Here is a 19,470-nt window from a genome sequence, read left to right on the forward strand (position 1 = left end):
GATCTTCATCCGGTGACATGGAGTGGTGACCGCAGTCGACCTCGCCACCAGCACCACCCGCCGCCAGAGCACCGCCCCCGCCATCGGACTGATCATGGGGTCGATGCTCTCCGTGCAGGTCGGCGCGGCCGCCTCCACCCGCCTGTTCGACGACATCGGCCCCGCCGGCACCGCCTGGCTGCGCGGCTGCTGGGCCGCCCTCGCCTTCGTGCTCATCGCCCGCCCCTCGCCGCGCTGGCTGCGCGCCCAGTCCCGCCGCGACCTGCGCGGCGCGATCGGACTCGGCGTCGTCAGCGCGGCCATGAGCGTCGCCTTCTTCGAATCCATCGCCCGCATCCCGCTGGCCACCGCCGTCGCCCTGGAGTTCCTCGGCCCGCTGTCGTTGGCCGTGCTGCGCCGCACCGGCCGCTGGGGCCTGCTGTGGCCCGCGCTCGCGCTGGCCGGCGTACTCGCGCTGACCCGGCCCTGGCGCGGCGACATCAACCTCACCGGCGTCGCGCTCGCCCTGGTCGCCGCCGCCGGCTGGGCCGGCTACATCGTGCTCACCCAGCGCGTCGGCGACAGCTTCAGCGGCGTCAAGGGCCTCGCCATCGCCATGCCTGTATCGGCCGTCGCCGCCGCCGTCATCGGCGCACCCCAGGCCCTGCCGAACCTGACCTGGGCCATCCTCGCCCAGGCCGCCTGGCTGGCCCTGCTCCTACCGGTCCTCCCGTTCGCCCTCGAACTGCTCGCCCTGCGCCGCCTCACCGTCGCCGCCTTCGGCACCCTGATGTGCCTGGAACCCGCGTTCGCCCTGTTCGTAGGCGCGACCGTGCTCCACCAGACCCCCCACCCGCTCCAGGTGGCGGGCGTCGCCTTCGTCGTGGCCGCCGGCATCGGCGCCCAGCGCTCCGGCCACCGCTGAGAACAAAGGAAGGGCACCTTCACAACGCTCCGCGTTGTAGAAGGTGCCCTTCTTAACCACCCACTGCCGCAGGCAGGGGTTATGCGGCCGTGGTCAGGGTTTGTTCACGGTCGGCGGCGAGCTGCGCCAGCCGCGCCCGCACCTGCGCGTGCCGCCCGTCGAGCTGCTGCCCGATCCGGCCGACCTGCTCGTCGCACTGCTTCGCGCCGGCCAGCGCCTGCTTGATCCGATCGCGTACGGCCAGGTCGGTGAAGATGTTGTCGAACCAGACGTCCAGGAAACGGGTCAGCCCGCTGATGGCCAGCGCGGTCGCCGCACCGCCGCCGGGCACGTCGGCCAGCTCGGCGTTCAGCGCGGCGATGCGCTGATCGGCCAGGGCCGCCGCCTTCGCCGCCTCGTCGAGCCGATCGTGCTTGATCGCACTACTGATCATCCCGCCGCCGAAGAACGTGTCGTACGTCGACCAGCCGTCGGCGCTGTCGAGCAGCCGCCGCAGCTCGTGCAGCGCCTTCGACGCGGCGGCGGCCGCGTGCTGGGCCTCCCGGATCTCCTTCAGCTCCGCCTCGGCCACCCCGCGCGCCTCGGCGAGGTCGAGCAGCCGCCGCGCGCGGGAGTCGCCGCCCGCCGCCAGGACCCGCTCCTTCTCGTCGAGCGCCGCCGCGTACCGGCCCGGGGCGTCCTCCAGCGCCGACAAGCGGGCCGCGACGCCGTCGAGTTCCCCGCGCAGGGCGGCCACGTCGGCCTCGGCCCGGCCCAGCCGGTACGCCGCCGCGTCGGCCTCGGCCCGCTCCCGCGCGATCGCGTCGTGGCGGGTGCCGCGCAGGGCGGCGATCACGCGGGTGAGGGTGACCGTCTCCAGGCGTACGACGTCGCGAACCTCTCGGGCGTGTGCCTGCGACAGCTCGCGCACCAGCGCGGCGGCGTCGTCGATCAGCCGCAGCAGTTCGCGATGCCGGGCGACGGCGGTCTGCCGCTCGCGGTGCGCCTCGGCCGCGGCCGCCAACCGCGCCTCCATGTCCCCGTGTCCCATGACCCACATTGCAGCAGCCCCGGACAAGGCCCGGCGCGGGCGCGCGGACCCGAGCAGGCGGAACCCGGTGGGCTCGGCGCTCCTGGCCGGCGGGCGACCCGGGGACGTCACATCCGCTAGGCGATCCTAGGACGCTAGGCTGAGAGCGGGCGCTGGCAGGCAGCCGCCTCGGTGGTCCACACTGGATCTCTGCCGAGCCCGCCGGACGAGGGAGTGGACCATCAACAGCGTGCCGAGTGTGTCCGAGAAGCTTCCCGGAGCCCGCGCGGCGATTCTGGCCCGGCTGTGGGGCGCGCTGGTGCGTGAGCCGCTGCCCGGCGTCGAGCGGCAGGTGTACGGCGGCGACGTCCGGGTCACCCTCGCCGGCGGCAAGCGGGTCATCGGTTCCGCCGCGCTGGCCGAACCGTTCGCCGTGCCACCCGAGGGCATGCGCATCGTCACCGACACCGGCGCGTTCGACGACCCGGTCGAGCTGCTGCGCGCGCTGGACCTGCCCGGTGACGGCGCCCGGCTCACCGCCGAGGTCGCCGACAGTGTCGCGGGAGTGGCGCTGGCCCGCGCCAACCAGCCGTACCGGCCCGGCGGCGAGCCTTCGCTGACCCTGCTCGCGGGCCGCCCGGACGGGCTGGCGCTGCTGGAGCAGTCCGTGGTGGACGGTCACCCGCTGCACCCGTGCTGCCGCACCCGGCTGGGCATGTCCCAGGCCGAGCTGCTGCGCTACGCGCCCGAGCACCGGCCCACGGTGGAGCTGGAGGTGTTCACCGTGCCGGCCAAGCGCTGGCTGACCACCGGCGCGGGGCTCGCGCCGCGGCTGCCGGTGCATCCGTGGCAGCGCGAGCACGTGCTGTCGGCGTACCCCTTCCTCAAGCCCGACGGCGCACGTATCGCGGCCCGGCCGCTGATGTCGCTGCGCACCCTGGCCGCGGTCGCCGACCCGACGCGGCACTACAAGACCGCGGTCGACGTGCAGATGACCAGCGCGGTGCGGATCGTCTCGCCCGCCGCGGTGCGCAACGGCCCGGTGGTGTCGAAGCTGCTGGCCGTCGTCGCCGCGGACCTCGGCCTGCAGGTGTGGCCCGAGCTCGCCGCGGGCGCAGTGCTGGACACCGACGGCGCCCCGCTGCGCAGCCTGGCCGTCGTGGTGCGGCGCGCCCCGAAGCCCGGCCCGAACGAGGTGATCCTGCCGGTCGCGGCGCTGGCCGCCCCGTCCCCGGCGGACGGCCGCCCGCTGATCCGGGAGGCGGTCATGCTCGGCTACGGCGGCCACCCGGCCGGATTCCTCGCCGACCTGGCCGCGCTGATCGTGCCGGTGCTGCTGACGCTGCTGCACCGCGGGGTCGCGCTGGAGGCGCACGGGCAGAACCTGCTGGTCGCCCTCTCCCACGGGCGGCCGACCGGGCTGTCCTACCGCGACGTCGGCGGGGTGCGGCTGAGCCCCGAACGGCTGCGCCGCCACGGCGTGGACGTGCCCCGGCTGCACGGCGACCTGGCCAGCGACGACCCGGCCGAGCTGCGGGCCAAGGCGCTGGGTTCGGGGATCGCGGTGGCGCTCGGCGAGCCGATCGCGGTGCTGTCCCGCGAGTACGGCATCGAGCCGCGGCAACTGTGGCGGCTGGTCCGCGACCGGGTGGAGCAGGCGTACGACAACCTGCCCCCGTCGGCCGCCGCGGACGCGCGCTCGGTGCTCGGCGATCCGCTGCCGCTCAAGGCGACGACCGCGATGCGGCTGGCCGCCGACCCGCTCGACGACGCCTGGGCGCAGCTGCCCAACCCGCTGGCCGCGTGATGCGCCCGCTCACCGACCCCATCGCCGCCGACCTGGCGGACCTGGCCCCGCAGCTGCTGAGCGGCTACTTCGACGCGCTGCCGCAGGCCCGGGTCACCGTGGCGACCCGGCTGGCCGAGGCGCTGTGGCGCGAGGACCTCGGCGACGCGCGCGCCCGCTTCCACGGCGAGCGGCACGGCTTCGACCGGGTGCTGCTCGACCCGGTGGACGCGGACCCGGTCACCCTGGTCACCCACGATGGCCTGCGCGCGGAGCTGGACAGCGCGGTGCACGGGCTGGCGCTGGCGTACGCCCGCCGCGCCACCATAGACCCCGGTCACCGGGCGGCGGCGGCAGTCGCGGGCGCCGCCGACATGCTGGCGCTGCTCGACGGAGCCGCGCCCGACGAGCGCACCGCCCGGCTGGAGCAGCTCGCCGTCGAGGGGCACAACCTGCACCCGTGCGGGCGCACCCGGCTGGGCTGGGGCACCGGCGACCTGATCGCGCACGACCTGGAGAGCGAGTCGACCGCGATCGGCTTCCTGGCCGTGCCGCCGGAACTGGCGCTGGGCGACGACCTGTCCCAGCGGCTGGGCGTGCCGGCCCCCGGCGGGCGGCGGCTGCTGCCGGTGCACATCTGGCAGCTGCGGCACCTCACCGGCCGGCACCCGGAGCTGTTCGCCGACGGCACGCTGCGGGTGCTCGACGACGTGGTGCCGGCGCGGCCCACCGCGGCGCTGCGCACCGTGCTGCCGCCGGGGTCGACGTACCTGAAACTGTCGCTGGACATCCAGGTCACCTCGACCCGGCGCAGCATCTCCATCGCCTCCACCCGCAACGGGCCGGCGCTGAGCGAGGTGCTGTCCCGGCTGCTGGAGCTGGTGCCGGGCGGCGGGCGGGTGCTGCTGATGGCCGAGCCCGCGGGCGTCGCCGGGCTGCTGGAGGACGGCCGCCAGCTCAGCACCATCGTGCGCGAAGGCCTGGGCGGCCGGCTGGCCGCCGGCGAGCAGCCCGTCCCGGCGAGCTCGCTGGCCGCGCTCGACCCGGTCACCGGGCGCACGCTGCTGGCCGGGGTCGTCGACCGGTACGCGGCCACGCGCGGCCTGGCCGACCCGCGCTCGGCCGCCTCGGGTTTCCTGCGCGAGTACGCCGAGCTGCTGCTGCCGCCGGTGCTGGCGCTGGCCGCCCGGCACGGCATCGGGCTGGAGGCGCACCTGCAGAACTGCGTGCCCACGTTCCGGGACGGCGTGCCGCACCGGCTGGCCCTGCGCGACCTGGCCGGGCTGCGCGTGCACCACCCTCGGCTGGCCGCGTCCGGGGCGCGGCTGCAGCTGTGGCCCGGCTCGGTGATCGGCACCGAGGACGAGACGGTGCTGCGGTCGAAGGTGGCGTACACCGCGTTCCAGGCGCACCTGGGCGAGCTGGTGCTGCGGCTGGGGCAGTCGCACGGGCTGGCCGCCGACGCCGCCTGGCGCGTCGTGCGGGAGGTCGTGGACACGAGCCTGGCCGGGCACCCCGACCACGCCTTCTACACGGCCGCGACGGTGCCGCACAAGGCGCTGACCCGGATGCGCCTGGCCGGCGCGGGCGACCTGTACGTCCCGGTGCAGAATCCGCTCCATGGCCGCTGACCAGCCGCACGACTCGCACCAGGTGCCCACGTCCGTCGCGACCGCGCTGCGGGAACTCGACGGACCGGTCTGCGCCTACGTGTACGACCCCGGCGTGCTGCGGGCACGGGTCGGTGAGCTGCGGCGGGCGCTGCCCGGGGTGACCGTCTGCTACGCGGTGAAGGCCAACGGGCACCCGGCGATCGTCGGCGCGGCGGCCGAGGCCTGCGACGGCCTGGAGGTCGCGTCCGGCGGCGAGCTGGCGCTGGCCGAGGCCGCCGGGGCACGGCGCATCGTGTTCGGCGGGCCGGCCAAGACCGACGCCGAGCTGTCGTACGCGCTGCGCCTGAGCACGTCCGCGGACGTGACCGTGAACGTGGAGAGCGTGCACGAGCTGCGCCGGCTGAGCCTGCTCGCGCAGCGGGCGGGCAGCACGGCGACGATCACGCTGCGGGTGAACCGCGCCGACGCCGGGCTGCCCGGCACGCACGCGATGACCGGCGCGCCGACCCCGTTCGGCGTCGCGGAGGCGCAGCTGCCCGAGGCCGTCGCGCTGGCCCGCTCGCTGCCCGGCCTGGACCTGGCCGGCTGGCACCTGCACGCGGTCTCCAACAACCTCGACGCGGCCGCGCACTCGGCCTTCCTCGCCGAGGCGCTGCGCTGGTCGGCGGCCACCTCCCGGCGGCTGGGCGTGCCGCTGCGCACGGTGAACGCGGGCGGCGGCTTCGGCGTCGACTACACCGGCGGCGCGGTGTTCGCCCTCGACGAGCTGCGGGTGAGCGTGCCGGACAGGGTCGAGCTGGTCGTCGAGCCGGGGCGGTGGCTCGCCGCCGACGCGGGCTGGTACGCCGCCGAGGTGCTCGACCTCAAGCACACCCACGGGCGGTGGTTCGCGGTGCTGCGCGGCGGCACGCACCACTTCCGGCTGCCCGCGGCCTGGGGATACGACCACCCGTTCACGGTGCTGCCGGTGGACCGCTGGGACTACCCGTGGCCGCGGCCCGAGGTCGCCGGGGTGGCGGTGGACGCCGTCGGCGAGCTGTGCACCCCCCGCGACGTGCTCTGCCGCGGCCGGCACGTGGCCCGGCTGCGGGTCGGTGACCTGCTGGTGTTCGGGCGGACCGGGGCGTACGGGTGGGACATTTCGCACCACGGGTTCCTGCGCCATCCGGCGCCGGCGTTCCTCGTCCTCTGACCGCGCAGAGTGATTCCGCGTCTACCCAGCGAATCGGATGATCACGAGATGGTCCACCCTGTTCGACCTGGCTTGACAAGGTCCTAGACTGTGCCGGTTCCACCACGAGTTGTGGTGCGCAACACCCCTCTCTCACCCCCCTCGACACCCCTCGAAAGCGGAGGCCCCGATGCCGAACGGCCGTAACTCCACGGTCCGATCGCACCGGCGCGGTGGTGGCCGTCGCCGCAGCATCGCACCGTGGATCGTCATCCCGACGGCGCTCGTGCTGATCGGTTCCGGTGCGACCATCGGCTACGTGTACGTCATCAAGGACTCGTGCAGCGGCAGCACCCAGGCCACTGTCGTGGCCGAACCGGGAACCGCCAACCTGCTGCGCGCGCTGGCCGGCAAGTGGGCCGAGACCAACCCGTCGGTCGACGGCGTCTGTGCCTCGGTGACGATCGGCGAGCAGGACACCGCCGCGACCGTGCGCGCGCTGGCCCGCGAATGGGACACGGCCGTCTCCGGCCCGGCTCCCGACGTGTGGGTCCCGCCGTCCAGCGCCTGGGTGAAGGCGGCCGCCGCCACCAGCGAGGCAGCCGACAAGGTCCTGCCGGACCGGCTGCCGAGCGTGGCGCGTACGCCCGTGGTCATCGCCATGCCGAAGGCCGCAGCCGAGAAGCTCGGCTGGCCCGACGCGAAGCTCGACTGGAAGGACCTGCTCGACAAGCTCGCCAAGGACAGCTCCGTCAAGGTCGGCATGAGCGACCCGGCGGCGTCCACGGCCGGCCTGCTGGCCCTGTCGGCGATCATCGACGCCGACGACAACACCGAGGTCGACCCGGAGGAGCTGGGCCGCGTCTTCGCGCTGGAGCAGCGCATGGCGCTGTACCGGACGACCACCGAGGAGCTGTTCGCCGAGTTCGTCAGCAGCGGCGGCAAGACGGTGAACGCGTTCCCGGCCCTGGAGCAGGACGTGGTCCGGCACAACACCGAGCACCCCGACCTGCAGCTGGTGGCCGTCTACCCGCAGAACGCCACCACCGAGGCCGACAACCCGTACCTGGTGCTCAGGAACGCCTCCTGGACCAGCCCGCAGCGCTCCGCCGCGGCCGAGGCGTTCCTGGGCTACCTGCGCGGCGACGCCGCCCGCGGCGAGGTGCAGAAGCAGGGCTACCGCGACTCCAACCGCCAGCCCGGCCCGCAGCTGTCCACCGCCAACGGCGTGATCAGCAAGCTCACCGCCCTGCCGGGCGGCGTGCTGCTCACCGAGTCGATCACCAAGACGACGGAGACCTGGACCGCGCTCACCCGCCCCACCAACATGCTGCTGGTGCTCGACGTGTCGGGCTCCATGGGCGGCGTGGTGCGGGGCACCGGCGGCCAGACCAAGCTCGACCTGACCAAGGCGGGCGCGCAGGAAGCCGTCGACATGTTCGGCGACGACGCGCAGGTCGGGCTGTGGAGCTTCTCGTCCAAGCAGACCGGCAACCGGGCGTACAAGGAACTCGTGCCGCTGGGCAAGATGACCGAGGATGTCTCCGGCAAGCCCCGGCGCGACCAGCTCACGTCCAAGCTCAAGGGCCTGGAGCCGGGTGGCGCCACCGGCATGTACGACACGGTGTGGGCGGCGTACCAGTCCATGCAGAAGAACTACGTGCCGGGCGCGACGAACATGATCGTGCTGCTGTCCGACGGCGCGGACGACGACCAGCTGCAGGGCCTCAAGCTCGAGCAGCTGATCGAGAAGATCAACGGCGCGGACAAGGAGCGGCCGGTCAAGGTCGTCACCATCGCCCTGGGCAAGCCCTCCAACAGCGAGGCCCTCGCCAAGATCTCGGCCGCCACCAAGGTCAGCACGTACAGCTCCGAGCGCTCGTACGACATCGGCGCCGTCCTCCGCGCCGCCATCTTCGACTTCCAGTGACCGACGGCCGGGCACCCGCCCGGCCCCGCCCGCACGACCGAGCCGCGCCGGCGGCCGCCCTCCACACGGGGCGCCCGCCGGCGCGGCTCGCGCTTTACGTCGACGCGCTTTACGTCGACGTTGGCCTATCTCATCGACTTTGGTCGCGAGAAACTCAATGAGATAGGCCAACGTCTATGACGGGCGGAGCGCGGCGCAGGCGCGGCGGGGCGGGGCGGCGGGACGGGCGGGGCGGCGGGACGGGCGGGGCGGTGTCAGAGGAGGCCGTGGAGGGCGGCGCGGACGGGGGCGGCTTTGGCGGCGGCTTCGGCTACCTCGGCGGCGGGGTCGGAGTCGATGGTGATGCCGCCGCCGGCCCAGATGTGCAGGTCCTGGCCGTCGGCGGCGACCGTGCGGATGGTCAGGCCGAGGTCGATGCCGTCGGGGCCGATCCAGCCGAGCGCGCCCATGCTGACGCCGCGGCCGACCGGCTCCAGGGCGGCGATCTCGCGCAGCGCGGCGAGCTTGGGCGCGCCGGTGACCGAGCCGCCGGGGCAGATCGCCCGGAGCAGCTCAGCCAGGCCGGTGCCGGGCCGCAGCAGCGCGGTCACCTCCGACTCGGCCTGCCACAGGTCGGCCCAGCGGCGCACCGCGAACAGCTCGGGCACCCGTACCGTGCCGGTCTGCGCGACGTGGGACAGGTCGTTGCGCTGCAGGTCGACGATCATGATGTGTTCGGCGCGCTCCTTGGGCGAGGAGAGCAGCTCGGCACGGCCGGCTTCGGTGGCCGGCGTGGTGCCTTTGATGGGCCGGGTGACGGCGTGCCCGCCACGGACCTCCAGCAGCGTCTCCGGGGAGGCGCAGCCGATCGCCCAGCCGTCGCCCTGCAGGATCCCGGCGTAGCGGGCCCCGGGCAGGCGCATGAGCCGGCGCAGCGCGGGCAGCGGGTCGCCGCCGTACCCGGCGGCGGCGTGGCCGACCATGTTGACCTGGTAAACGTCGCCGCGGGCGATGGCCTCGCGGACCGACTCCACCGCCTCGGCATGGCGCGAAGGGCTCCAGGAGGGCCGCCACGGGCCGAGCCGCCACGCCCCCACCGTTCGGCCGAGGTGGCCCGCGGACGGCTCCTGGAGGCGTAGGTTTGCCGTGTGTTCGTATACCACGACGACCACGTCGGGCACGGCCGGCGCGGGGCTGGGCGCCCCGGGGCAGCCGCCGATCATGGCGGCCCCGCCCGCCGCGGACACGAACAGCGCGGCGCCGCAGACCTCGTGGGCCAGCCCCGCCAGGGACGGCCCGGACAGGTCGCCGACCGGCAGCCCGTGGCGGGCCAGGAAGTTCTCCACCAGCGTGGCCGGATCGCCCGGATCGCCCACACGCCACTCCAGCCGGGAGCGTTCCCATGCCTGGTCACGGCAGGTCGCCGGAATGCCGGGAATATCCCTGGCCGTCCCGTGGGTGGGGGCTAGACCGACTGGCTTCATTCCGCTCGTCCGAAAGGTTGATATCTAGAAAGGGCCTGCGTTACCTGCTCGTAAAAGGCTCGTTCGGCTTGGTAGCGTGCGTCACTGTTGTGATCGACAGCACACCGGCGACGGACGGTCTCGGATCGAGCTTCCAACGCCACCACCCCTAACCGAATCGCGGAGAACCCCGATGTTGTGCCAGCACCAACCGGTCTGCCCCTCAGCCGACGCGATCGACCACGACGCCGCCAAGGTCGTCGCGTCCTTCCCTGAGCAGGGCTGGAGCCTGCTCTGCAACGGCGTCATCGTCTTCGAGGACACCGGCGAGCTGCTCCCCGACGGGTCGAGCATCGCCCCGCACCGCGGTCCCGCGGTGCACGCCATGGCCTGACCCTAACGGCGAAGACCCGGGGCGCGACGAAGCGCCCCGAAAGATCATTAGAACACCCGCCGAGCCGGCCCGAAGCCCGCGTCACCAGGACGCCTCCCCGGGCCGGCGGCAGCAGGCCTCAGGCGAACGCCTCCGGCGGCGGGCACGAGCACACCAGGTTCCGGTCCCCGAAGGCGCCGTCGATGCGCCGGACCGGCGGCCAGTACTTTCCGGCGCGCTCCGACGCGCTCACCAGACCCGGGTAGGCCGCGACCGAACGCGGGTACGCGTGCTCCCAGGAGTCCCCGGTCACCATCGACGCCGTGTGCGGCGCGTTGACCAGCGGGTTGTCCTCGGCCGGCCACTCCCCCGCGCCGACCTTGTCGATCTCGCGGCGGATCGAGATCATCGCGTTCACGAAGCGGTCCAGCTCGCCCAGGTCCTCGCTCTCGGTCGGCTCCACCATCAGGGTGCCGGCAACCGGGAACGACATCGTCGGCGCGTGGAAGCCGTAGTCGATCAGGCGCTTGGCCACGTCGTCGACGGTCACGCCGGTGGCCTTGGTGATCGGCCGCAGGTCGAGGATGCACTCGTGGGCGACCAGGCCCTTGTTGCCGCTGTACAGCACCGGGTAGTGCTCCTTCAGCCGGGCCGCGACGTAGTTGGCCGCCAGCACCGCGGTGCCGGTCGCGGCCGCCAGGCCGTCCGGGCCCATCATGCGCAGGTACGCCCACGGGATGGGCAGGATGCCGGCGCTCCCGTGCGGGGCCGCGCTGATCGCCGACACGTCCTTGGTGCCCGGCAGGTACGGGGCCAGGTGCGCGCGCACGGCCACCGGGCCGACGCCGGGGCCGCCGCCGCCGTGCGGGATGCAGAACGTCTTGTGCAGGTTCAGGTGCGACACGTCCGCGCCGAACTTGCCCGGCTTGGCGAAGCCGACCAGCGCGTTGAGGTTCGCGCCGTCGACGTACACCTGGCCGCCCGCCTCGTGCACCTTGGCGCACAGCGAGGCGATGCCGGTCTCGTACACGCCATGCGTGGACGGGTAGGTGACCATGATCGCGGCGAGGTCGTCGCGGTGCTTGTCGATCGCCCGGTCCAGGTCGACCAGGTCCACGTTGCCGGAGTCGTCGCAGGCCACCACGACCACGCGCATGCCGGCCATCACGGCGCTGGCCGCGTTGGTGCCGTGCGCGCTGGACGGGATCAGGCACACGTCGCGGTGGGCCTCGCCGTTGGCGCGGTGGTACGCCCGGATCGCCAGCAGACCGGCCAGCTCGCCCTGGGAGCCGGCGTTCGGCTGCACGCTGACCGCGTCGTACCCGGTGACCTCGGCCAGCCAGCCCTCCAGCTGCGCGATCATGTCGCGGTAGCCGGCGGTCTGGTGCTGCGGCGCGAACGGGTGCAGCGACCCGAACTCGGGCCAGGTGACGGCCTCCATCTCGGTGGTGGCGTTGAGCTTCATGGTGCACGAGCCCAGCGGGATCATGCCCCGGTCCAGCGCGTAGTCCAGGTCCGACAGGCGGCGCAGGTAGCGCAGCATCGCCGTCTCGCTGTGGTGGCTCGAGAACACCTCGTGGGTCAGGAACTCGGTGTCGCGGGCCAGCTCCGCCGGGATCGCGCCGGCCTGGCGCGGCTCGGCCAGCGCCACGCCGAACGCGGCGCAGACCGCCTTCAGGTGCGCGACCGTGGTGGTCTCGTCGCAGGACACGCTCACCCGGTCGGCGTCGACCAGGCGCAGGTTGATCCCGTCGCGCTCGGCGGCGGCGACCACGGTCTGCGCGCGGCCCGGCACGACCGCGGTGATCGTGTCGAAGAACGCGGTGTGCGCGATCTCGACGCCGCCGGTGAGCAGGCTGACCGCCAGGCGGCTCGCGCTGTCGTGGGCGTGCCGGGCGATCTTCCGCAGCCCGTCGGGGCCGTGGTAGACGGCGTACATGCTGGCCATGACGGCGAGCAGCACCTGCGCGGTGCAGATGTTGCTGGTCGCCTTCTCGCGGCGGATGTGCTGCTCACGGGTCTGCAGGGCGAGCCGGTAGGCGCGGGTGCCGTCGGCGTCCTTGGAGACGCCCACCAGGCGGCCGGGCAGCGAGCGCTCCAGGCCGGCGCGCACCGCGAGGTAGCCGGCGTGCGGGCCGCCGAAGCCCATCGGCACGCCGAAGCGCTGGGCGCTGCCGCAGGCGATGTCCGCGCCGATGCTGCCCGGGGCGCGGACCAGGGTCAGCGCCAGCAGGTCCGCGGCCACCGACACCAGGGCCTGGCGGGCGTGCGCGGTCTCGATCAGGGCGGCGTGGTCACGCAGCGCGCCGGACGCGCCCGGGTACTGCAGCTGCAGGCCGAAGAACTGCTCGGGCAGCTCCTCGGTGTCCAGGTCGAGCACGCGGACCTCGATGCCGAGCGGCTCGGCCCGGGTGGCGATCACGTCGATGGTCTGCGGCAGCGTGTCGGCGTCGACGACGAACACGTTGCTCTTGCTCTTCGACGAGCGCCGGGCCAGCGTCATCGCCTCGGCGGCGGCGGTGCCCTCGTCGAGCATGGAGGCGTTCGCGGTGGCCAGGCCGGTGAGGTCGGTGACCACGGTCTGGAAGTTGAGCAGGGCCTCCAGCCGGCCCTGGCTGATCTCCGGCTGGTACGGCGTGTAGGCCGTGTACCAGGCCGGGCTCTCCAGCACGTTGCGCTTGATCACGCCGGGCACGTGGGTGCCGTAGTAGCCCAGGCCGATCATGGAGGTGGCGACGGTGTTGCGGTCGGCGAAGGCGCGCAGCTCGGCGATGGTCTCGGCCTCGGTGGCGGCGGCGGGCAGGTCCAGCGCGCCGTGCCAGCGGATCACCTCGGGGATGGCGGCGTCCATCAGTTCCTCGATCGAGGAGTAGCCGATGGCGTTGAGCATGCGCTCGGTCTGGGCGGAACCGGGACCGATGTGGCGTTCTACGAAGGCGCTCAATGTGTGCTCCGGGGTCGAGGACTATGGATAGCCCTCCCCCTCTGTCACGGGCGATGCTCGTGAGCCTCGCCACGGCGGTCGCGCCGCTCCAGAGTCGCCATGCCCGTGCGGTTCGGGTGCCTGAGAGGTTCCGGGGAGGAATTGCCCCTTCGGCGCCGCTTTACGCGGACTCTCCCACACGGGTGTGCCGGCACCGCCCACGCTACCAGCACGTGTGCTGCGGCACCGTAACCCACACCACTCACCACGCCGCCCGCCCGGCCCCCGGACGCCCCATGATCGCTCGACTTGCCCGGCACCTGTGCGTATCTTGCGAACCCATTCACACATGTGCCAGGCAAGTCGGATGATCGAGGGCGGGACGGGACTCAGGGGACCAGGACGACCTTGCCGACGGTGGCCCGGGTCTCCAGGGCGGTGTGGGCACGGGCCGCTTCGGCGAGCGGGAACGGGGTGATCGCCGGGGTGAACCAGCCCTCGGCGGCGTCGCGCAGGGCCTGCTCCTCCAGCGGGCGCAGGCCGCCCGAGAGCTTCATCATGGCGGGGCCGATCGCCGAGGAGGCGACGATCCCGCGGGCGTACAGGTCCTGGGTGGTGAGCTGGGTCGGCGCGCCCGCGGACCCGCCGAAGATCAGGAAGCGGCCGAGCGGGGCGAGCAGTTCCAGGGCCGCGCGGCCCTGCTCGCCGCCGACGCCGTCGAGCACCACGGTCAGGTCGCGCTCGCCCAGCTCGGCGCGCACCTTCCCGGCCCAGCCGGAATCCAGGTAGTCGACCGCGACGTCGGCCCCGTTGCGCTGCACCCGGGCCACCTTGTCCGGGCCGCCCGCCGCGCCGACGACCAGCGCCCCGGCCCGCTGCGCCGCCTGCACGAGCAGCGTGCCCAGGCCGCCCGCCGCGCCGGTGACCAGCACCGCGTCCTGCTCGCTCAGCCGCGCCAGGCGCAGCACGCCGACCGCGGTCCGGCCCGTGCCGATCATCGCCACGGCGGCGGGGGCGGACAGCCGCTCGGGGATCTCGTGCAGGGAGGCGACGGCGGCGACCGCGCGCGCGGCGTACCCCCCGCTGGTCATGCCCAGGTACGCGACCACGCGGCGGCCCTGCCACGCCGGGTCGACGCCCGGCCCGGTGCCCGCCACCCGGCCGGCGACCTCGCGGCCCGGCGTCATCGGCAGCGCCGGCGGCGGCAACGGCCCCGGACCGCCGGAGCGGATCGTCGTGTCGATGAGGTGTACGCCGGCCGCCTCGACCTCGATCAGCACCTGCCCTTCGCCGGGGACCGGGTCGGGGACCTCCTCGAAGCGCAGGTTCTCGGCGGGGCCGAACTCGTACTGCCGGATGGCGTGCATGGGCGCTCCTGGGTGTGCGTCGGTTGCCGCCGACGCTAAGAGCTCAAGTGCACTTGAGGTCAAGCCGCCTGTTTGGCCAGCGCGCGGACCGCGTCCAGGAGCACGTCGACATCCTCGGCCGTCGTGTAGTGGTAGATCCCGGCCCGCACCGCGCCGCCGGAGTCCCGCAGGCCCATCGTGTGGAAGTACTCCCACGCGTAGTAGTCCCCGGCGAACGCGCAGATCCCCGCGTCGCCGAGCGCCCTGGACGTCTCGGCCGGGTGCGTCGAGCCGACCCGGAACGACACCGTCGGGCACCGGTCGGCCGGGGCCGGGCACAGCGACACCCCGTCGATCGCGGCGAGCCCGTCCACGAGCCGAGCGAACAGCTCCGCCTCGTAGTCGCGTACCGCGGCCAGGGAGGTCAGCAGGCGCTCACGCCGAGACCCGGTCGCGGCCGGGTCGAGGCCCGCCAGGTGGTCGACGGCGGCGGTGACCCCGGCCAGGGACGCGAAGCTCGGCGTACCGAACTCGAAGCGCTCCGGCACCGCGTCACTGGACGGGCGCAGCTTCGCCGGGAACATTCCGGCCCACAGCGCCGGGTCCGCGGCGCAGGCGGCCAGGTGCGGGCCGGACCACTTGTACGCGCTGGTCACGTAGAAGTCCGCACCGAGCGCCGCCACGTCGGTCGGCTGGTGCGGCGTCGCGTGCACGCCGTCCACGAACACCAGCGCCCCGGCGGCGTGCGCGATCGCGGCGACGGCGGCCACGTCCGGCCGGGTGCCGATCGCGTTGCTGCCCGCGGTCACCGCGACGAGCCGGGTCCGGTCGTTGATCAGGTCCTTGTACTGCCAGGTCGGCAGCTCGCCGGTGGCCGGGTCGAACTCGGCCCAGCGCACGGTCGCGCCCTGCTCCTCGGCGACCTGCACCCACGGGCGCACGTTCGAGTCGTGGTCCAGCCGCGAGACGACCACCTCGTCGTCCGGGCCCCACGACTGGCCGAGCGTGCGGGCCACCAGGTACACCAGCGACGTCGCGCTGTTGCCGAAGACCACCCCGGCCGGGTCCGCGCCGAGCAGGTCGGCGACCGCGCGGCGGGCGTCCGCGACGATCCCGATCGCGCGCCGGCCGGGCGCGAACGCGTCGCTGCGGTTGGCCACCGCACCCCGGTAGACGGCGTCGACCGCCTGCGCGACCGGCTCGGCGACCAGCGAGCCCGCGGCCGCGTCGAAGTGCCGGAAACCCTCACCCAGGGCCGGGTATGCATCGCGAGCCCGCGCGATGTCGAACGCCATGCCGCCACCCTAACCACCCGCCCACTCGCCGTCATGATCCAAACGGCCGGTGTCCGCGCCACGTGCGCAGCCGCGGTCGTAGGGTGGGCTGGTGGCGGAGATCGTGCAGCTGCTGGCGTCGGGGGTGCGGCGGTTTCAGGGGCGGCCCGCGGACGGGCCGTCGCCCGCGCCGCCGGGTGAGCTGGTCGAGCAGGTACGGATCCGGGCGCAGCTCGGCATCGTCGGCGACCGCTACTTCGGCAGGCAGGCGCACCGGGACGCGAGCGTGACCGTGATCGCGCAGGAGTCGCTGCCGCCCGGCGCGGACCTGACCCACGTCCGGCGCAACATCCTGACCAGCGGCATCGCCGTCGACGAGCTGGTCGGCTCGGTGCTGGTGCTCGACTCCGGGGACGGGCCGGTGCGCCTGCGCGTCAACCGCCCGGCCCACCCCTGCGCCTGGATGGACGTGACCATCGGCCCCGGAGCCTGGCGGACCCTACGCGGCCACGGCGGCATTCGCTGCACGCCCCTCGACGACGGCATCCTGCGCGTCGGCCCGGTCCAGGTCTCGATCGTCGGCTGACCCCGCGCGCAGGCAGCCCGTCGCAGACCGCCTGCGCACGCGGTTCTCACCAGGGTTCGGAGCCGTCCTCGCTGAAGAAGCCCGCGGTCGGGCCGTCGTCCGGCAGCGTGGCGAGCCGCACCGCGACAGCCGCGCCCTGCGCGGGCGTACGCGGTCCGGCGTGGCCGTTGAGGTCGGTCGCGCAGTAGCCGGGATCGGCCGCGTTCACCTTGATCGCCGTGCCGCGCAGCTCGTTGGCGTAGGAGACGGTGACCGAGTTCAGCGCGCTCTTCGACGCGTTGTACGCCAGCAGCGGGAACGGCGCGTACGGCCCGTCCGGGTCGCTGGTCAGCGCGAGCGAGCCCAGCCCGCTGGACAGGTTGACGATCCGCCCCGCCGGGGCACGCCGCAGCAGCGGCAGCAGCGCGTTGGTCACCCGCACCACGGCGTGCACGTTGGTGGCGAAGGTCCGCTCCAGCACCTCCACCGGCATCGCGCTGGGCCGCTGGCCGCGTTCGAGCAGGATGCCCGCGTTGTTCACCAGGATGTCGAGGCGGCCGTGCGCCAGCTCGATCCGGGCCGCGGCCGCCGACACCGATCCCGGATCGGTCACGTCCAGCTCCAGAGCCGTGGCGGTGATCCCCTCCGCGGCCAGCTTCTCGACCGCGACCGAGCCATGGTGCGCATCACGCGCGCCGACCAGCACCGTCACCCCGGCCAGGCCGAGCCCTCGCGCGATCTCGTACCCGATTCCCTTGTTGGCCCCCGTCACGAGGGCGATCTTCGGTTCGCTCATGCTGCCGAGCCTGCGGCGTTCCCCGCCCGGTGAGGAGAGCACGGCGTAACCAGGGACCGGCGGTCCCTGGATGGCCGCGGCGCGCCCGGCGCATGATGGCGGCATGGATCGCCGCCAGCTCGCCGAGTTCCTGCAGAGCCGCCGCGCCCGCGTGCAGCCCGGCGACGTGGGACTGCCCGCCGGGACCCGGCGCCGCACACCCGGCCTGCGACGCGAGGAGGCGGCCCGGCTCGCCGGGATCTCGGTCGACTACTACACGCGGCTGGAACAGGCCCGCGGCCCGCGCCCGTCGCGGCAGGTGCTGTCCGCGCTGGCCCGCGCCCTGCGACTGTCCGACGACGAGCGCGCGCACCTGTACCACCTGGCCGGCGAGCTGCCCGCCCCGCCGACCGGCCCCAGCCCCGACGTGCCCGCGGGCATCCTGCACCTGCTCGACCGGCTCGACGACACCCCCGCGTACGTCATCGACGTCAAGTACGAGATCCTCGCCTGGAACCCGATGGCCGCCGCCCTGCTCGGCGACCCGACGACCTGGCCGCCCGGCCGGCGCAACATGCTGTGGAACATGTTCGGCAGCGAGCTGAGCGCGATCGCCCTGGCCGACCCGCAGTCGTCCGCCTTCGCCGACGAGTGCGTCGCCGAGCTGCGCGCCGCCGCCGCCCAGTATCCGCGGGACCCCGGCATCCACGGCCTGATCGCCCGGCTGCGCGCGGCCAGCCCGGAGTTCGTCCGGCGGTGGGAGCAGCTGCGGGTGTACGTACGACGCGGCTCGACGACCAAGCAGGTCCGCCATCCCGTGGTCGGCGAACTGACCCTGGAGTGCGAGGTCCTGGACGTCGCCGGCCACGGCCAACGCCTGATCGTCTACACCGCCACCCCCGGCACCCCCTCCGCCGAGGCCCTCAAACTACTCGGCGTCGTCGGCACCCAATGGCCGGCGGACCACCTCGCCTGACTCCCCACCGAACCGCCCCTGCCGGGGCCGTGCCAGGCGCGATCACGGCTTGGGCTTGCGGTCCTTGGGCGGGCTCGGGGTTACGCGTCGGCGGTTGTGGTGTCGATCCGGCGGCCGCTCGTTCGTACAGAGGGGGACGGGTCGGCGCGGTCGGCCGCGAGTGGCAGGGAGAGACAGATGCGCAAGCTGATGGTCATCGAGTTCGTGACGCTGGACGGGGTCATGCAGAGCCTCGGCTCCCCGGACGAGGACCGCGACGGCGGCTTCGAGCACGGCGGCTGGGCCGCACCGTACTTCGACGAGGTCCAGGCGTCGGCGGCCGGTGAAGGGCTCAAGGACACCACGGCATACCTGTTCGGGCGGCGCACCTACGAGAAGATGGCCGCGTTCTGGCCCGCCCAGCCCGACGCGAACCCGATGGCGGCCCACCTCAACGCCACCCCCAAACACGTCGCGTCCCGAACCCTGACCGCCCTGGACTGGCCCGGTGCGACGGTGCTCCAGGGCGACCTGGCCGACGCGGCGCGCGACCTCAAAGCCCAGGGCGACGGGGTGATCTCCGTGCTCGGCAGCGGCGTGCTCGTGCGGGAGCTGATCGCCGCCGACCTCGTCGACGGATACCGGCTGTTCCTGCACCCGCTGCTGCTCGGCACCGGCAAGCGACTGTTCGACGACATGCCCCGCCCGCAGCGGCTCCGCCTCGTCGACAGCACTCCGACGAGCACCGGCGTGCTCATGCTCGGCTACGACGTGGTCTGACCCGAACCGCTCACATGTTCGGCAGGTGGGCGGTGCGGCCGGAAGCCCTGGCCGCCATCGCCGCCGTCGCCCGGGTCGCGGTATGTCCAGGAAGCAGGGTCACGCACTCGTCGAGCGGGAAGAACCCGGCCCGCTCGATCTCCTCCGGATCCGCCTCGAAGTTGATCTCGCTGTGTACAGATCCGCCATCGAACAGGTAGTACATGATCGCGCTCGGCCGATGGCCCATCGGCGGCGCCCAGTCGACGACGAGCAGGCCGCCCGGCTCAGCCTTGAGGCCGATCTCCTCGGTGAGCTCCCGGGCAGCGGCTACGTGCGGCGGCTCGCCCGCCTCGATCATCCCGCCGGGGAATGCCCAGTGGTCACGATAGTTCGGTTTGACCAGCAGAAGTCGATCGCGCTCGTCGGTGATCAGAACACCTGCCGCGGCAGAGAAGGTCGGCAGGTTCCGGTACCAGATCTCAGGCTCGCGCTCGATCCGCAGCACGTCGCGGCGCGCAACAACCTGGCCGTCGAGCAGCTCAGGACGGGCCGTTACACCGCGGGCGGCCGGACGCTCATCGACGCGCTGGCCCAGGACCCGCAGCACGAGCTGCTGCACCGGAACCTGGGCCAGGCCGGCAA

General features: G+C 73.7%; 16 protein-coding genes and 1 riboswitch. Of the genes, 9 read left to right on the forward strand and 7 right to left on the reverse strand.

Annotation, left to right across the window (positions count from 1 at the left end):
• Positions 1-25: 25 nt before the first annotated feature.
• On the forward strand, positions 26-904 hold the full coding sequence (locus tag Cco03nite_RS08440) for an EamA family transporter (protein ID WP_239167209.1): 879 nt from the start codon (positions 26-28) through the stop codon (positions 902-904).
• 79 nt (positions 905-983) lie between these two features.
• Here the strand turns inward: Cco03nite_RS08440 and Cco03nite_RS08445 are convergent, their stop codons facing one another.
• Positions 984-1,934, reverse strand: a complete 951-nt coding sequence (locus Cco03nite_RS08445; protein WP_203690712.1) for a hypothetical protein — start codon at positions 1,932-1,934, stop codon at positions 984-986.
• A 229-nt stretch (positions 1,935-2,163) separates the two neighbouring features.
• Here Cco03nite_RS08445 and Cco03nite_RS08450 point away from each other — a divergent pair, with 229 nt between their 5' ends.
• The 4 genes from Cco03nite_RS08450 (at position 2,164) to Cco03nite_RS08465 (ending at position 8,413) form a co-directional block, all read left to right on the forward strand.
• Positions 2,164-3,720: an IucA/IucC family protein gene (locus Cco03nite_RS08450; RefSeq protein ID WP_203690714.1), complete on the forward strand. Its 1,557-nt coding sequence runs from the start codon at positions 2,164-2,166 to the stop codon at positions 3,718-3,720.
• Entirely contained in the window at positions 3,720-5,330 is a 1,611-nt protein-coding gene (locus Cco03nite_RS08455) for an IucA/IucC family protein (RefSeq protein WP_203690784.1), read from the forward strand. Before Cco03nite_RS08450 ends, Cco03nite_RS08455 begins: the two co-directional genes overlap by 1 nt.
• Positions 5,320-6,504, forward strand: a complete 1,185-nt coding sequence (locus Cco03nite_RS08460) for an alanine racemase (RefSeq protein ID WP_203690716.1) — start codon at positions 5,320-5,322, stop codon at positions 6,502-6,504. Before Cco03nite_RS08455 ends, Cco03nite_RS08460 begins: the two co-directional genes overlap by 11 nt.
• Positions 6,505-6,673: 169 nt before the next feature.
• On the forward strand, positions 6,674-8,413 hold the full coding sequence (locus Cco03nite_RS08465; RefSeq protein ID WP_203690718.1) for a substrate-binding and VWA domain-containing protein: 1,740 nt from the start codon (positions 6,674-6,676) through the stop codon (positions 8,411-8,413).
• Between the two features lie 254 nt (positions 8,414-8,667).
• Here Cco03nite_RS08465 and Cco03nite_RS08470 read toward each other — a convergent pair whose 3' ends face one another.
• Positions 8,668-9,876: a chorismate-binding protein gene (locus Cco03nite_RS08470; protein WP_203690720.1), complete on the reverse strand. Its 1,209-nt coding sequence runs from the start codon at positions 9,874-9,876 to the stop codon at positions 8,668-8,670.
• A gap of 175 nt (positions 9,877-10,051) precedes the next feature.
• On the opposite strand from Cco03nite_RS08470, the gene Cco03nite_RS08475 reads away from it, so the two are divergent.
• The gene (locus Cco03nite_RS08475; protein ID WP_120321268.1) at positions 10,052-10,249 is read left to right on the forward strand and encodes a DUF5999 family protein; all 198 of its coding nucleotides are present in this window, start codon (positions 10,052-10,054) and stop codon (positions 10,247-10,249) included.
• Between the two features lie 118 nt (positions 10,250-10,367).
• Here the strand turns inward: Cco03nite_RS08475 and gcvP are convergent, their stop codons facing one another.
• The 3 genes from gcvP to Cco03nite_RS08490 form a co-directional block, all read right to left on the reverse strand.
• Positions 10,368-13,172 carry an aminomethyl-transferring glycine dehydrogenase gene (gene gcvP, locus Cco03nite_RS08480; protein ID WP_203690722.1) on the reverse strand — a complete coding sequence of 935 codons (2,805 nt, stop codon included), beginning with the start codon at positions 13,170-13,172 and terminating at the stop codon, positions 10,368-10,370.
• Positions 13,173-13,270: 98 nt separating this feature from the next.
• Positions 13,271-13,359: riboswitch (glycine riboswitch) on the reverse strand.
• A 181-nt stretch (positions 13,360-13,540) separates the two neighbouring features.
• Complete coding sequence (locus Cco03nite_RS08485; protein WP_203690724.1) at positions 13,541-14,518, reverse strand: zinc-binding dehydrogenase; 978 nt, start codon at positions 14,516-14,518, stop codon at positions 13,541-13,543.
• 59 nt (positions 14,519-14,577) lie between these two features.
• A complete protein-coding gene (locus Cco03nite_RS08490; protein ID WP_203690725.1) occupies positions 14,578-15,792 on the reverse strand; it encodes a cysteine desulfurase-like protein in 1,215 nt (404 codons plus the stop codon).
• A gap of 91 nt (positions 15,793-15,883) precedes the next feature.
• On the opposite strand from Cco03nite_RS08490, the gene Cco03nite_RS08495 reads away from it, so the two are divergent.
• A complete protein-coding gene (locus tag Cco03nite_RS08495) occupies positions 15,884-16,357 on the forward strand; it encodes a molybdenum cofactor biosysynthesis protein (protein ID WP_203690728.1) in 474 nt (157 codons plus the stop codon).
• Positions 16,358-16,403: 46 nt separating this feature from the next.
• On the opposite strand, the gene Cco03nite_RS08500 is transcribed toward Cco03nite_RS08495, so the two are convergent.
• On the reverse strand, positions 16,404-17,132 hold the full coding sequence (locus Cco03nite_RS08500) for an SDR family oxidoreductase (RefSeq protein WP_203690730.1): 729 nt from the start codon (positions 17,130-17,132) through the stop codon (positions 16,404-16,406).
• A gap of 103 nt (positions 17,133-17,235) precedes the next feature.
• Here Cco03nite_RS08500 and Cco03nite_RS08505 point away from each other — a divergent pair, with 103 nt between their 5' ends.
• Positions 17,236-18,087 carry a helix-turn-helix transcriptional regulator gene (locus Cco03nite_RS08505; RefSeq protein WP_203690732.1) on the forward strand — a complete coding sequence of 284 codons (852 nt, stop codon included), beginning with the start codon at positions 17,236-17,238 and terminating at the stop codon, positions 18,085-18,087.
• Between the two features lie 177 nt (positions 18,088-18,264).
• A complete protein-coding gene (locus Cco03nite_RS08510) occupies positions 18,265-18,846 on the forward strand; it encodes a dihydrofolate reductase family protein (protein ID WP_203690734.1) in 582 nt (193 codons plus the stop codon).
• A gap of 10 nt (positions 18,847-18,856) precedes the next feature.
• Here Cco03nite_RS08510 and Cco03nite_RS42250 read toward each other — a convergent pair whose 3' ends face one another.
• On the reverse strand, positions 18,857-19,447 hold the full coding sequence (locus Cco03nite_RS42250; RefSeq protein WP_239167210.1) for an NUDIX domain-containing protein: 591 nt from the start codon (positions 19,445-19,447) through the stop codon (positions 18,857-18,859).
• Positions 19,448-19,470 lie beyond the last annotated feature (23 nt).

The organism is Catellatospora coxensis, assembly GCF_016862635.1.
Lineage (GTDB): Bacteria > Actinomycetota > Actinomycetes > Mycobacteriales > Micromonosporaceae > Catellatospora > Catellatospora coxensis.